The 13,581-nt window shown below is 61.2% G+C and carries 17 protein-coding genes and 1 pseudogene; 10 read left to right on the top strand and 8 right to left on the bottom strand.

What is annotated here, in order from left to right:
- Positions 1 to 20: 20 nt before the first annotated feature.
- From AC3ITM_RS00145 to AC3ITM_RS00110, 8 genes are all read left to right on the top strand, one after another.
- On the top strand, positions 21 to 362 hold the full coding sequence (locus AC3ITM_RS00145) for a carboxymuconolactone decarboxylase family protein (protein ID WP_057496160.1): 342 nt from the start codon (positions 21 to 23) through the stop codon (positions 360 to 362).
- 95 nt (positions 363 to 457) lie between these two features.
- Positions 458 to 1,021, top strand: a complete 564-nt coding sequence (locus AC3ITM_RS00140; RefSeq protein ID WP_489267430.1) for a TetR/AcrR family transcriptional regulator — start codon at positions 458 to 460, stop codon at positions 1,019 to 1,021.
- A gap of 112 nt (positions 1,022 to 1,133) precedes the next feature.
- Positions 1,134 to 1,817, top strand: a complete 684-nt coding sequence (locus tag AC3ITM_RS00135; RefSeq protein ID WP_489267428.1) for a DsbA family oxidoreductase — start codon at positions 1,134 to 1,136, stop codon at positions 1,815 to 1,817.
- A 117-nt stretch (positions 1,818 to 1,934) separates the two neighbouring features.
- Positions 1,935 to 2,489 carry an OsmC family protein gene (locus AC3ITM_RS00130; protein WP_489267426.1) on the top strand — a complete coding sequence of 185 codons (555 nt, stop codon included), beginning with the start codon at positions 1,935 to 1,937 and terminating at the stop codon, positions 2,487 to 2,489.
- A gap of 75 nt (positions 2,490 to 2,564) precedes the next feature.
- Positions 2,565 to 3,674 (top strand): alkene reductase, encoded by a 1,110-nt coding sequence (locus AC3ITM_RS00125; RefSeq protein WP_489267425.1) that lies wholly within the window; start codon positions 2,565 to 2,567, stop codon positions 3,672 to 3,674.
- A gap of 40 nt (positions 3,675 to 3,714) precedes the next feature.
- On the top strand, positions 3,715 to 4,044 hold the full coding sequence (gene trxA / locus AC3ITM_RS00120) for a thioredoxin (RefSeq protein WP_489267424.1): 330 nt from the start codon (positions 3,715 to 3,717) through the stop codon (positions 4,042 to 4,044).
- A gap of 22 nt (positions 4,045 to 4,066) precedes the next feature.
- A complete protein-coding gene (locus AC3ITM_RS00115; protein WP_489267422.1) occupies positions 4,067 to 4,465 on the top strand; it encodes a thioredoxin family protein in 399 nt (132 codons plus the stop codon).
- A gap of 115 nt (positions 4,466 to 4,580) precedes the next feature.
- Complete coding sequence (locus AC3ITM_RS00110) at positions 4,581 to 6,023, top strand: dihydrolipoyl dehydrogenase (protein ID WP_489267420.1); 1,443 nt, start codon at positions 4,581 to 4,583, stop codon at positions 6,021 to 6,023.
- 91 nt (positions 6,024 to 6,114) lie between these two features.
- On the opposite strand, the gene AC3ITM_RS00105 is transcribed toward AC3ITM_RS00110, so the two are convergent.
- Positions 6,115 to 6,657 carry a HEPN domain-containing protein gene (locus AC3ITM_RS00105; protein WP_489267418.1) on the bottom strand — a complete coding sequence of 181 codons (543 nt, stop codon included), beginning with the start codon at positions 6,655 to 6,657 and terminating at the stop codon, positions 6,115 to 6,117.
- A 132-nt stretch (positions 6,658 to 6,789) separates the two neighbouring features.
- Positions 6,790 to 7,383, bottom strand: a complete 594-nt coding sequence (locus tag AC3ITM_RS00100; protein WP_489267417.1) for a LysR substrate-binding domain-containing protein — start codon at positions 7,381 to 7,383, stop codon at positions 6,790 to 6,792.
- A 226-nt stretch (positions 7,384 to 7,609) separates the two neighbouring features.
- On the opposite strand from AC3ITM_RS00100, the gene AC3ITM_RS00095 reads away from it, so the two are divergent.
- Positions 7,610 to 8,323: a hypothetical protein gene (locus AC3ITM_RS00095; protein ID WP_489267415.1), complete on the top strand. Its 714-nt coding sequence runs from the start codon at positions 7,610 to 7,612 to the stop codon at positions 8,321 to 8,323.
- Between the two features lie 25 nt (positions 8,324 to 8,348).
- On the opposite strand, the gene AC3ITM_RS00090 is transcribed toward AC3ITM_RS00095, so the two are convergent.
- Positions 8,349 to 9,476 (bottom strand): PA0069 family radical SAM protein, encoded by a 1,128-nt coding sequence (locus tag AC3ITM_RS00090; protein WP_489270143.1) that lies wholly within the window; start codon positions 9,474 to 9,476, stop codon positions 8,349 to 8,351.
- Between the two features lie 113 nt (positions 9,477 to 9,589).
- Positions 9,590 to 9,928, bottom strand: coding sequence for a hypothetical protein (locus AC3ITM_RS00085; protein ID WP_489267413.1), 339 nt, complete (start codon positions 9,926 to 9,928; stop codon positions 9,590 to 9,592).
- An 80-nt stretch (positions 9,929 to 10,008) separates the two neighbouring features.
- Here AC3ITM_RS00085 and AC3ITM_RS00080 point away from each other — a divergent pair, with 80 nt between their 5' ends.
- Positions 10,009 to 10,233, top strand: a complete 225-nt coding sequence (locus AC3ITM_RS00080; RefSeq protein WP_350463323.1) for a helix-turn-helix domain-containing protein — start codon at positions 10,009 to 10,011, stop codon at positions 10,231 to 10,233.
- A gap of 157 nt (positions 10,234 to 10,390) precedes the next feature.
- Here the strand turns inward: AC3ITM_RS00080 and AC3ITM_RS00075 are convergent.
- From AC3ITM_RS00075 to cls, 4 genes and pseudogenes are all read right to left on the bottom strand, one after another.
- Positions 10,391 to 10,627: pseudogene (locus AC3ITM_RS00075) on the bottom strand (PA0069 family radical SAM protein); the annotation flags it as partial.
- A 411-nt stretch (positions 10,628 to 11,038) separates the two neighbouring features.
- The gene (locus AC3ITM_RS00070; RefSeq protein ID WP_489267411.1) at positions 11,039 to 11,782 is read right to left on the bottom strand and encodes a pyridoxine 5'-phosphate synthase; all 744 of its coding nucleotides are present in this window, start codon (positions 11,780 to 11,782) and stop codon (positions 11,039 to 11,041) included.
- A 4-nt stretch (positions 11,783 to 11,786) separates the two neighbouring features.
- Positions 11,787 to 12,044 (bottom strand): hypothetical protein, encoded by a 258-nt coding sequence (locus AC3ITM_RS00065; RefSeq protein WP_489267409.1) that lies wholly within the window; start codon positions 12,042 to 12,044, stop codon positions 11,787 to 11,789.
- A 68-nt stretch (positions 12,045 to 12,112) separates the two neighbouring features.
- Positions 12,113 to 13,573, bottom strand: coding sequence for a cardiolipin synthase (cls, locus tag AC3ITM_RS00060; RefSeq protein ID WP_489267407.1), 1,461 nt, complete (start codon positions 13,571 to 13,573; stop codon positions 12,113 to 12,115).
- Between the last annotated feature and the right edge of the window lie 8 nt (positions 13,574 to 13,581).

Raw genomic sequence — 13,581 nt, 5'->3', positions numbered from 1 at the left:
AACATACAAAGGTGATCGAAATGGAAAAGAAGTGGACCGAAGAGCTGAAGTCGCTCATCAAGCGTGTCAGTGGCTTCAACAAGGCTAATGCCCCTGTGGCCAGCGCCTTCCATAAGCTGGAGCTCGCCACCCGTGAGGGCAACGTGCTGGACGCCAAGACCCATGAGCTGATCTCGCTCGCGGTGGCTGTGACCACCCGTTGCGATGGGTGTATCGCTGCACATGCCGGCGCGGCTAAGAAGGCCGGGGCGACCAAGGAAGAAATTGCGGCTGCCCTGGGCACCGCCATCGCACTCAATGCCGGCGCCGCCTATGTCTACTCCTCGCGCGCTCTTGAGGCGTATGACGAGATTGGTGCGTAAACCGCAGCCCAACGACGGCAATGAGGTTGTCGTTGGGTATTGACGAACTACCATGTGGTAGGTAGAGTTGATCTCATCAAAGTGGAGGTATCGAGATGGCCGTTGGCACACGCGACGCCCTGGTTCACACGGCTGAAAACCTGATGCGAACCCGCGGCTACAGCGCCTTCAGTTACGCGGACCTCGCTGAGGTTGTCGGCATTCGCAAGGCAAGCATCCATCACCATTTCCCGACCAAAGAAGACTTGGGCGGGGCAATCGTGGAGGACTACATTGAACGTGTCCGCACCGAGTTCGATCGTGTTGAGGTTCAGCACAGCGATGTGGTTGCCCGCCTTGAAGCCTTCTTCCAGATCTTTAAATCTGGTGACGACGGCAAGTTGCTCCCTCTATGCGGGGCGCTGGCTGCAGAGATGTCCGCGTTGCCACCGAGCATGCAGCAATTGACTCAGCGGTTCTTTGAGATGCAGCTGACCTGGCTCAGCCGGATGCTTGAGCAAGGCATCAAGCTCAAGCAAATCCCCAAAGGCAGTGGCGCCAGGCAGAAAGCATTCCTGCTTCTCAGTGTTCTGGAGGGCTCCAGCTTCATCAACTGGGCCACCAAAGACGCCGACTCGTTGCAGCCAAGTGTCATCAGGCTCATCGTCGAAAACGCCTGACCTTATCGCGGTGCTGCCCTCAAGCAGTGAGGGCTCGCACGGCATTTTTTACAGATGCTTAGCCTACCGACTGAATGGTAGTTCGCATCTACTCGGATTAATGGAGAGCTTCATGAAAACGGTCAAGGTGGACATCTGGTCGGACTACGTCTGCCCGTGGTGCTGGATTGCGAAGAAACGCTTTGAAAAGGCGGTTGTCTCGCTCGCAGGGCAGGTCCCGGTTGAGGTGACTCACAAGGCCTATCGCCTTGCGCGAGGGGTCAAGCCCATGGACTACAAGACCGCGTTGTATCAGAAGCTGGGCGGTCCGGCGGGCGCAGATCGGATGATGGCGGCCGTCAGCACGAATGGCATCTTGGAAGGCCTCGTCTACAACTTCGACACCATGCGTTTCGGTGATACGACGGTTGCGCATGCGCTGGTCAAGAGTATCCGCTCCCCGGTGGTGGCCCAGCTGCTGAGCGAGCGCATCTATAAAGCAGCGACCACCGATGGCATAGACATCTTTGACCAGGACGTGCTGGCCACGCTTGCCAAAGAGGTCGGCGTGACGGACACCTTGTTCGAGTTCGACTCTGAGCGCATCGCCGCTGAGATCGGACGCGATGAAATGGATGCAAACCAGATCGCCAATGGCGTGCCGTTGTTCTTGTTCAACAACAAGGTGTTTGTCTCCGGTGCTCGAGAAGTGGACGTATTTGAGCGCGCCATCCTTGAAGCGGCCCGTGAGATGCCGGCTCCAATGAGTGTCGCCGGCGAAGGCGAAAGCTGCGGCATCGATGGCTGCGCGCACTGATTCCTTGACCGTCAAAGCAACAGATCTGTTCAGCCAAAACCCAATTCGGTCACGCCCCGGCCTTTAGCGCCCGGATGACCCACCGCGCGTGAGCGCACTCAGAAAGGAACTACGAAAATGACCAACAAGCCCAATGGTATCGACGTCGCCGCTCTTCAGGAATTTGCCAAAGGCGTCGCTGAAGACGCATCCAAGCGTAACGCCCGCTTCAACGTAAAGACGAAGTGGGACGGACAGACCCGTTCTGTCGCCACGGTCAACCACTACTCCATGGCCGGGGTGAAGTACGAGCGCCACTTCGAGATTGCTGCCGATGAGCCGAATGAGCTGCTCGGTCAGAACTCGGCTCCCAATCCGCAGGAGCTCCTGATGGCAGCCCTCAATGCCTGCTTGACCGTGGGCTACGTGGTGAACGCAGCCGCCATGGGCATCACCGTCCATAGCCTGGAGATCGAGACGGATGGCGAACTGGACCTGCGTGGCTTCCTCGGTTTGGACGAAAGCGTCAACCCAGGCTACGACGAGGTCACCTACGTGGTCCGTCTGAACACGGACGCTTCGCGCGAACGCTTGGAAGAACTGCACGCGGTGGTGACGAAGACCTCGGTGAACCTGGCCAACTTCTCCAAGGCGATCCGCATGGTGTCCAAACTGGAAGTCGTTGAAGGCTGAGCCATCAGCTGGTCGGATCCTGCCTAACAACAAGCAGCCCCAATGCGGGGCTGCACACCCATTAGAGATGCCGCTATGAACAAGCTCTTTACCACCTTTGACATGTCCGGCCTGCCGTTGGCAAACCGAGTCGTCATGGCACCGATGACCCGCACGCGCACGCCTGAGAACACCCCAAGCGAGCTGACTGCGCTCTATTACGGTCAACGCGCATCGGCCGGCCTCATCATCACTGAGGGCCTTCCGGTCTCCGACGAGGGTCGTGGATACCTTTACACCCCAGGTCTTTACACCGATGAGCAGACCGAAGGCTGGCGTAAAGTCACCGATGCGGTGCATGCCAACGGCGGCAAGATCTTTGCACAGCTTTGGCACGTCGGTCGGCTGTCACACGTCTCGCTACAGCCGGGCAACGTCGCGCCGGTGTCGTCGGGTGACGTGCCGGCGACCACCACGATGGTCTATGCGTGGGTCGAGCCTGGCAAGGAAGGCCCGGTGCTCCCGAGCAAGCCACGCGCACTGACCACCGATGAGGTCAAGCGTGTCATTCAGGACTTCGCCTCGTCTGCGCGTCGTGCCATGGATGCTGGCTTCGATGGCGTCGAACTGATGGCCGCCAACGCGTTCCTGTTCGACCAGTTCTTGAGCAGCAAGCTCAACACGCGCACCGACCAGTATGGTGGGTCGATCGAGAACCGTCAGCGTCTGCTGCTGGAAACCATCGACGCGGTCGCGGCTGAAATTGGCGGCGACAAGGTAGGTGTTCGCGTGTCCCCGTTTGGTCGCATCTACGACATGGAGGCCTTCGAAGGCGAGGCTGAAGCGTGGGCGAGCATGGCCCCGGCTCTTAACGAGCGGACCTTGGCGTTCGTGCATCTGAACTACCAGACCACGATCTCGGCAGCGGGCACGCCGGCTGGCTTTGGCGCCGCGTTCCGAAAGGCGTATCAGGGCACGCTGATCGGTGCCGGTGGTTTTACCCAGGAACTGGCCGAAGCAGAACTGGCCAAGGGTGAGCTCGACCTGATTGCGTTCGGCACCAACTTCATCTCCAACCCCGACCTGGTAGAGCGGATGAAGAACGGCTGGCCGCTGGCAAAGCCTGATCCGTCCACCTTCTACGGCGTGATCGGAGCCAAGGGTTACACGGACTATCCGACCTACGACGGCGCCGCAGCCGTCTAATCAACCACCCCGCACGTGCGGGCCACAGATGAGGTGTGAGATGGCAACCCGTAACACGACCACCTTCGACTTTGAGTCCGATGTGATCCAAAGCAAAACACCGGTGCTGGTGGACTTCTGGGCACCGTGGTGCCCGCCTTGCCGGGCCATCGCTCCTTCCTTGGAGGAGATATCCGATGAGCTTGAAGGCAGGCTCCAGGTGATCAAGGTCGATATCGATCAGAACCCCGAGCTGGCACGGCAGTTCGGGGTGCGATCCATCCCCGCGCTGAAAGTCTTTGTGGACGGCAAGGTCGCCAAGGAAATTGTTGGCGCGATGCCCAAGCAGGCTCTGCACGAGCAGATTGCCCCGTTCGTTAAGGGCGAGTAAGCCATAACCATGCGGGCGCCCAATGCGGCGCCCACGTAGCAAAGAAGGTGAAGCGATGAACACGTCCGTGCCTTCATGGGCTGGAAAGGTAGAAGAGGTGGATGCCGTGGGATTCAACCGCTCTGCGCGCTCCACAAACAGTCCTCTCCTGCTCTACATAGGGGCGCCGTGGTGTCCTCCCTGCAAGACGATGGAGCCTGCTTTTGCTGCCGCCGCCGAGGCAATGGGCGCAAGGGCCCGATTCCTCAAGGTGAATGCAGCGACGGATCCGCAGCTGTTGGACTCGTTGAAGGTCGCTGCTGTGCCGATGCTCCTGATGTATGACGACCAAGGCCGCGAAGTTGGGCGACTCTTGGGATCGTTGTCTGCAACGCGTATCGCTCTCTGGGCTCAGAAGCGACTCGATAGCGCGGGCGAATAGGCGAGAACCAGAATCTACCAACTGCTCGAATCGGCTCTCCCCAAGGGAAGGCTGGTTCAGTCTCCGTCGATCGTGCTGCAGGCATCTGCACTGCACTGGCGAAAAGAGGTCTCAGATGACTCGTATCAAGGTTGATGTTGCCATCATTGGCGCCGGCAGTGCTGGCATGACGGCGTACCGCGCGGCCAAAGCGCATACCGACAGCATCGTGGTGATTGAAGGTGGTGTCTACGGAACCACTTGTGCCAGGGTTGGCTGCATGCCCAGCAAGCTGCTTATCAGTGCCGCAGATGCTGCCCATACGCTAAAGCTTGCACCAAACTTTGGTGTCATGCCGGTCATGGTCAAAGTTGATGGAAGGGCAGTGATGAATCGGGTGCGCAAAGAGCGCGACCGCTTCGTGGGCTTCGTCGTGGAGTCAGTCGATGCATGGCCGGAGGAACACCGGCTTCGTGGCAGGGCGAAGTTCCTTTCCCCTCATGAGCTTCTGGTCGGGTCATCTACCATCGTGGAAGCCGATCGCATCGTTGTAGCGACAGGGTCCAGTCCCTTCGTTCCGGAGGCATGGCGTGAGGCACTGGGCGACAGGCTTCTTGTGAACGATGACGTTTTTGAGTGGACTGACCTGCCCAGCTCAGTGGCCGTTGTTGGCAGCGGGGTCATCGGCCTTGAGTTGGCACAGGCTCTGCATCGCCTTGGAGTGACGGTTCGCCTTTACGGTCGCAGTCGGTTCATCGGGCCGCTGAGCGACCCAGTGGTTGCGGCGGAGGCCACGCGCATCTTCTCCGAAGAGGTTCCTGTAAGCCTGGGCGCAAAGGTCACACCCTCGCTCACCGAGGATGGTCGAGTATTAGTGGTCTCCGAGAATTCTGTGGGTGTTCGCAGTACCGAGACGTTCGACTACCTGATTGCGGCGACAGGTCGTAAGCCGAACATGCTCGGAATCGGCCTGGATACTGCCGGTATTGCTTTGGACAGCTACGGGCTGCCCATTGTCGACCGCGCTACCGGCCAGAGCACCTGCCCTCACATCTTTGTTGCCGGGGATGCCAATGGGATGGCCGATATCCTTCATGAGGCCGCCGACGACGGCCGCATCGCAGGCGACAACGCGGGCCGCTTTCCAAACGTGCGCCCACGACCGCGCAGGGCGCCTCTGGGGATCGTGTTTTCCAACCCCCAGATCGCGATGGCGGGCGCCACGTTCCGACAGTTGACCGAGAGTGGCGCCGCCTTTGAGGTTGGAGAGGCATCGTTCGCTGATCAGGGGCGCAGCCGGGTCATGCTGGAGAACCACGGAGTAGTCCGTGTCTACGCCGACAGCGCCACAGGAACCTTCTTGGGTGCAGAGATGGTCGGCCCATCGGCCGAACACATTGGGCATCTACTCTCGTGGAGCGTTCAGCGAAGGGATACGGTCCAACAGATGATCGACAGCCCCTTCTATCATCCCGTTGTCGAAGAAGGCGTGCGGACAGCGTTGAGGCTACTGCACCGGAACTTAGATCTGCCCCTTCAAGCCCCAGAAACCTGCTTGGATTGCGTGCCAGGCGCGTGACCAAGAATAACCGCTCCATCCATCACCACATCTTTGCCACGAAGCATCTGGATGAATGCAGCAACGCCGCGTGTGGATGACTTCGGGGGCACTAGAGCTGGCGGTCCAAGGCCGCGTCCGTCGCCGCGACTAGTTGCCGGATGAAGTGAATGTGCCGGCGCAGATCGTCCCGTGACACCGCATGCTTGGCAGGCGACCCGGCAGCCGGTCGGCCCGACCGGTGGGCAATGTCACCACGCTTCTTGGCCAGGGCATTTAGCTCTGAGCGCGCCGCGGCCACCTCGGTCTGATTCCAGTGCCAGCCCTCCGTGATGTCAAGCCCCAGATACTTCTGGAACATAGGCCTGACTCGATCGGTGCTTGGCGTGTGGAAGGTCTTGAGGTCGTTGGTTAGGCTGTTCTGCATGAATCTCGCCAGGTCGGATTCCCCTTTCCCGATCAATGCATCGACTGCCTCCATAAGTCGATCCTCGAAGTAGGTTTCGAGCGCCGCCAAGGCCATGACCAAGCTAGCCCTTTTCAGGACTTCATTCTCTGGCGGTGGCGGCAAGGTGTTGAGACGATCAAAGTGGTTGACTAGGTCGACAGCGTCTTGGATCGCGTGGTCAAAGGTCAGGCTGGCTTTGGACGGCATTGGGGTACCCTTTTCCCGGATTGTTGCACCCGCTTCGAGCTGTCAACAACTGCCCGGATGTGAAGAATGGCCAATGCCGCGTCATTTTTCTGTCTATGGAGGGAAGCGGACATGCGGCTACATCCGTGCGTTTTAATCGTGGAGTCGCGTCCTCGTGTCGCAAGCCGTATCTGCAGCTCCGCGCTTGCCAACTTCCGCTAGCAACCATTGCGCGAACGTATTCACTGGGCCCGCAGTTAGGCCGATCGGTTCGGGCAGCACCAGGCAGAATGTCTTGGACACCGCCTCACTTTGCGGCCATGGCGCAACCAGTCGGCCTTGCGCCAGCTCTGCCTCCACATAGAGACGTGGCACCAAGGCGACTCCGAGGCCTGCAAGCGCTGCTTCAATCAGCATCGCATGAAGGTCGTAGCGTGCACCCACCGCTGCGTTAGCGAGAGCGATACCGACGTTCTCGGCATAACACTGCCAAGCATCGGGACTCTGTCGTCTGTGCAGCCGGGGCAGTTGGTCCAGCGTGACGCGAGCCATTGCGCCCTTGATGAGCGCGGGATGGCACACCGGTACCAGCACTTCCTGCAGTAGCGGGTAAGTGCGCATACCTGTCCAGGCTGGGTGCTCGAAGTGCACAGCGGCGTCGAATCCACTGCCGGCAAGCGCGAACGGGTCAGTGCGCTCGGAAAGGTGCACGGTGATGTTCGGGTGCGCGCGGGTAAACGCGGGCACGCGTCTTCACTCGCTGGCGGAGAGCTCGGGGGTTGCTTAGCCACCACCTCATGCTCCCGCGACGTTCTTCCGTATTGATCTCGGTAACCGTGGGTACTCGTTTGATCTGAGCGAGTTGGTCAATGCTGTGAAAGATCGGACTCAGGGACTCTCGATTGAGGAGGCTCTCTTCTTGCTTGCTGGTATCCACCGGCCCCGGCCAACTTCGGTCATTGAGGAAGAGGCAATGGAGGGGATGCGCAAGCATCCACTAGGTTCAATGTTCGGTGTTCAGCAGCACGATTCCGATGGCCATGTTCGATTCCGTTCTCCGGGAACGGACATGCGAAACATTGATCCTGCCGCTTTGGAGCATGCTATCGCGAGGCAGGAGGGGATCTATCGAGAGACTGTAGTGCGGGGCCGGATCGCTGTCGTTGTATACCAGTTGGCCAGCAAGCACTCAGTATCACTGGACGAGGTCTTCCCTCTCTGCCGGAAAAGCCCATTCGTTCCTCCTGATCTCACGGAGACCTTTTCCAAGGGCATTCTGGCGTTTCTGCATGGTGATATGACGTCGGCCTTGTTCATCCTGACTCCGCTGCTGGAGGCCTCGCTGATCTATGTCCTGAAAGGACATGACGTCGATGTTGTTCGTCACGATGAGGATTCTGGAACCCAAGAGGACATGAGCATTACGCAGTTGTACAAGAATCATCGCGGTGAGCTGGAGGCCATCTTCAGCGCGTCCGTGATTGATGACATTGAGCGAGTGTTCCTTACTCGCTCCGGCCCGGGGCTTCGTCACGCCATCGCGCACGGAACGACAAGCGATGGCCAAGCCTACTCCGGCGATTCCATCTATGCTTGCTGGCTGATGTGGCATCTTTGCCTGGTCCCACTATTCAAAGACCGCTTTGAAGCTCGCGGCAGCGGCTCTGAGCCGGATGCTACAGATTGAGGCCTTCATACCGAATTTCTCAGATCTAGAAGAGCTGCCCCTGGGGAGACTTTTCCTGAGGGGGTTGGAAGAGATGGGTGGCCAGCGCCGGCAGCCTGGTGAATCCGAGCTCACGATGCTTCTTCTCAAACCGTTTGCGGATCAGGTCGGCCACCGGGCCCGTCCCGGACATCCTGGTGCCGAAGCTGGCGTCGTACTCCTTTCCACCATGCATCTGCCGCATCAGGCTAAGCACGTGCTGGGCTCGATCCGGGTAGTGCAGCTCGAGCCACTCTCTCCAGATGTCCTTGATCTCGTTGGGCAGCCTGAGAAGCACGTAGCCTGCAGCCCTCGCGCCGTGCTCGTAGGCGGCCTGAAGGATAGCTTCCAGATCCTGGTCGGTGATCATGGGGATGACGGGCGCGATAAGGACGCCTACCGGCACTCCGGCCTCCTGCAGCTGCTTCATTGCTCGCAGCCTGGCGTGGGGAGCGGCGGCTCGCGGCTCGAGTTTTGCCGATAGCTTCCTATCGAGCGTGGTGACTGAGAAGTAGACCGTTACCAGCCGATCTTTGGCCATCGAGGCCAGCAAGTCGATGTCCTTGGTGATCAGGGCGCTCTTGGTGACGAGGCTCACCGGATGCTTTGCGTCAGCAAGCACCTCTAGGCATTGGCGTGTAATTTGGTAGTTCCTTTCAATCGGCTGATAGCCGTCGGTGTTGATCCCCAACGCAATCGGGGCGCACTTATAGTTCGACTTGCTGATCTCTGCACTGAGTCGTTCAGGCGCGTTCGTCTTTGCAAAGAGGCGAGTCTCGAAGTCCAAGCCAGGTGAGAGGCTGAGATAGGAATGAGAAGGGCGTGCAAAGCAATAGACGCACCCATGCTCGCACCCGCGGTACGGATTGACCGATGCGCTGAAGCCGACGTCAGGTGACGAGTTGCGGCTGATGACCGTCCGCGCTCGCTCTTCCTGTACCTGAGTTCGCAATCGCGGCTCGTCTTCCATCCCCTGATAGACGGACTCCCACCCATCATCAACCCCCACGGTTGCTGTGGTATCGAAGCGGCTTGAGACGCGCGATGCGGCACCTCTACCTTTGATGGGAACTTGTGCCTTTCGGGCATCCTGTTCCATAGCGCCAACCCGGGAAGGACAGGCGGTTAGTATTATTGCTAACCACAGCCACCGCAATACCCAGAGATTCAGTTAGCTGTAGGCCGTTCGGGCATCTATATAGAACGTTCTACCCAGGCTTATCCACAGCTATGATTTGCGGTAGACCTTCATTGGTAGCGTTCGCCGGCGAGTGCCTTCGCTTCGGCCAGGAAGGTTTGCATCAATGCACGCGATCGGCGTGTTGCTGCGGGCAGGGGAATGCCCAGCTGTGCGCATAGCGAAGTCGCGTACGCCATCTGTGCACCGGTGGGCGGCTTGATATCCCAATCAGTGAGTTGAGGGATGAGCTTTGACAGCTCTTCTGCTAGGCGGTACTCGAAGCTTCTGGCCTGCCCCTCCTCTTCCTGCATTCGACGCACTTGCCTGACGACTTGCTCCCTGCCCAGGGGAGAGAAGGGAAGTTCAAGAGTGAACTCCAGTTCCGGACATACGAGGTAAAAGTTCATGAGAGAGACGTCCAGTACTTATAAATAGACTACCTTTATAGGCGTAGTCTTTAAAGTACTGGAACCACAAGCTTCTTCGTATGGTCGAGCATACGAATCAAGCAAAACTTGCAGATGTGATCCGTGCGCATCGCGTTGCTCTTGGGCTCAGTCAAGAAGGCTTTGCGGACCACATCGAGATGCATCGCGCCTACTACAGCAAGATCGAACGCGGCGAGAAGAACGTCACTCTCGCCACGTTGGAGCGCGTGGCCGATGGGTTGGGCACGTCGATGTCTGCCTTGTTACTCGCCGCAGGGCTCTAACTCACTTTGCAATACACGAGCGTTGACTAACTCGTCCGGGAACGACGAGTTGGCCGGCGCTTTGCACGCATTTCTGTCCAGCTGATGTGTTCACTATTTCCGCCTTAACTGATTGATCTATAGGCATTTACTCATTGAACAATCAGGGGGTATTGATACCGTGCTCGCAACCGCGATACGGGTTCACCGATTGGCTGAAGCCCACGTCGGGCGACTTGTTGCGGCTGATGATGCTGCGCGCGGTTTCGGCGCGTACTTCGGTGCGCAGGCGCGGGGCGGCGAATTCCTCGCCGTCGTCGGCCTCCCAGCCATCGTCCACCGCTTCGCTGACGGTGACCTCGAAGCGGCCCGCCAGGTGCGTGGTGGAACCCCGGCCTTTGATTGCGATACCCATGATCAGAGGCTAGCGGCGCGGCGTCGCAGGGATTGCGACGTCCGGCTGCGGCAGGGGGCTGGCGAGGGCGTGTGCATGGTTAGTAGTATTACTAACCACGGGCGGCAAGGGAAGCGGAATCGAGGCTATCACTGGCGTTGCGGGGCCGGCGGGCGGTTTGGCCCCCAGAGTTGTCCACAGGCTGGGTTGGCGCGGGATGGCGGCCGCGATCGAGATCATGGGGAGCCCGCCAGCGGCCGGCACTGCCCTTGGCGCGCTGTGGGGCGAACCGGCCAACGGTCGGTTCCTACCGGGGCTTTTGGCCGCCGGCCGGCGCAGAGCGGGGTCGGCGCCACGGCTTCGGTGGTGGGCATCGACCGTGGGGGCGATGCACTGTCCCCGGTAGGCATCGACCGTTGGTCGATGCACGCCTTACAGCAGGCGCAGGTAGCCCTTCACGGTGGCGTCCAGGCCGGCATACAGTGCTTCGCTGATCAGGGCATGGCCGATGGAGACTTCCAGCACCTGCGGTACGGCGGCCAGGAACTGGCGCAGGTTGTGCTGCGACAGGTCATGCCCGGCATTGACCCCCAGCCCGGCGGCCTGGGCGCGGCGGGCGGCGTCGGCGAACAAGGCCAGCATGGCGTCGGCATCGCCGGCGGCGTGGGCCTCGGCATAGGGGCCGGTGTACAGCTCGATGCGGTCGGCACCGATCGCCGCTGCCTGGGCCAGGTCCGGGTTGCCGGCGTCGACAAACAGGCTGACCCGGCAGCCATACGTCTTCAGCTCGGCGATCAGCGGGCGCAGCCGTTCGGCGTCGCGGGCGAAGTCGAAGCCGTGGTCGGAGGTGAGCTGGCCGTCGCCATCGGGCACCAGCGTGGCCTGTGCCGGGCGGGTCTGCGCGCACAGCGGCAGCAGGCCGGGATAGCCCTGCCGCGGCGGCGCGAACGGGTTGCCCTCGATATTGAACTCGACACCGCGCGCGGCGGTCAGCGCCGCCAGCGCCAGCACGTCCTCGGCATGGATATGCCGGCGGTCCGGGCGTGGATGCACGGTGATGCCGTGCGCACCGGCATCCAGGCAGGCACGCGCGGCCTGCAGCACATCCGGGTCGGCACCACCGCGCGAGTTGCGCAGCACGGCGATCTTGTTGACGTTGACGCTGAGCTGGGTCATGGGATTACGGTGTGTCGGAGTCGTCTTGGGCCGGTTGCTGGCGGGCCTGCGCCTGCTCGCGCAGGCGGCGCAGCTCGGCCGGGTCGATCACGCTGGAGATATCGCGCTGCAGGTTGCCAAAGCGCGCCAGGTATAGGCCACGTACCCAGATCAGCAGGAACACCAGCGTGCCCAGCAACGACAGCAGCATCAGCCCCATGTGCGGGGTCTTCATCGCCAGGCCGAAACAGCCCAGCGCCAGCAGCAGGAACAGCCAGTACATTGTCTTTCTCCCCGTGGACCGGGGCAGTGTAGCGCCGCAGCCCCTGCCGGTTCCACGTGGGCGCGGGACTACAGCAGCGGCGAGGCTAGCCGCGCGAACGCCTCGGGCACGCGGTGCCGCCACAGCGAACGCTGGCGCTCGTTGTGCACCCGCACCGAGGCATCGAATTCGGCCGCCAGGATCTGCTCCAGCGCGGCCACCCGATCGGCATCGACCAGCATCATCGACAGCTCGAAATTGAGCCGGAAGCTGCGGTGATCGAAGTTGGCGCTGCCGACGATGCAGACATCGTGATCGGCGATGAAGGCCTTGGTATGCAGCATGCGCGGGCCGTACTCGTAGATCTTGACCCCGGCCTGCAGCAGCTCGTCGAAGTAGGAGCGCGCGGCCTGGGTGACGAACCAGGAATCGCTCATCTTCGGCACCAGCAGGCGCACGTCCAGCCCGCCCAGGGCGGCCGAGGTCAGCGCCATGCGCGCCGCTTCGCCGGGGACGAAGTAGGGCGTGACCAACCAGACCCGTTCGCGCGCTTCGTGGATGGCGGCCACCTGCAGGCGGTGGATGGTCTCCCAGGAGGAATCCGGGCCGGACACCAGGACCTGGGCGTGGATGCGGCCCTCCTGGCGGCTGGGCACGTCGTGCGGCCACAGCGGGGCGATCTCCAGGCGCGCCGGTTCCTGCCCGGTGGCGTAGATCCAGTCTTCGACGAACACCAGTTGCAGGCTGCGCACCACGTGCCCGGTCAGGCGCATGTGCAGGTCGCGGTAGGCATCGGGGCGGCGGCTCTCGTCTTCCTCGTCGGTGATGTTGATCCCGCCGGTGAAGGCCACGCGGCCGTCGATGACCACCAGCTTGCGGTGGGTGCGCATGTTCATCCACGGACGCTTGAACGGCTTGAGCAGCTGCCGCGGATGGAACCAGGCCACTTCGCCACCGGCGTCCAGCAGGGGTTGCAGGAAGCGTTGGCGGATCAGCGACGAACCCACCGCGTCGAGCAGCAGACGCACCCGCACGCCGGCGCGGGCGCGCTCGACCAGTGCATCGCGCAGCGCGGTGCCGGCGTGGTCGGGGTTGAAGATGTAGTACTCCACATGCACGTGGTCCTGCGCCTGCGCCACCGCCGCGAGCAGGGCGCGGTAGGTGGCCGCGCCGTCCACCAGCCATTCCACCTCGGTGGCCGAGGATGGGGCCAGCCCGGTGGTGGCCTGGGCGATCTTGGCCAGCTCGGTGCAGTCGGCATCGGGCGGGCATACGCTGCTGTAGTGCTCCATGCCCGAACGCGCGCGGCCGCGACGCAGGCGCTGCCGTTTTACCTTCTGCGGGCCGAGCAGGTAGTAGATGAAAAGGCCGAGATAGGGCAGGGCGGCCAGCGACAGGATCCAGCTCAGCGTCGCCACCGGTTCGCGCTTCTGCAGCATGATCCAGCCGGTCAGCCACAGCAGGTAGAGCAGGTAGGCGATGACCAGCAGCGGGCGCAGGTGCGGCACGGCGTCCAGCCAGTCGGTCAGGGCGAAGTAGGTGGTGGGCATGCGCCGAT

The sequence above is a fragment of the Stenotrophomonas sp. KH_029 genome, from assembly GCF_057839765.1.
This window is presented reverse-complemented; position numbering and strand designations above follow the sequence as displayed.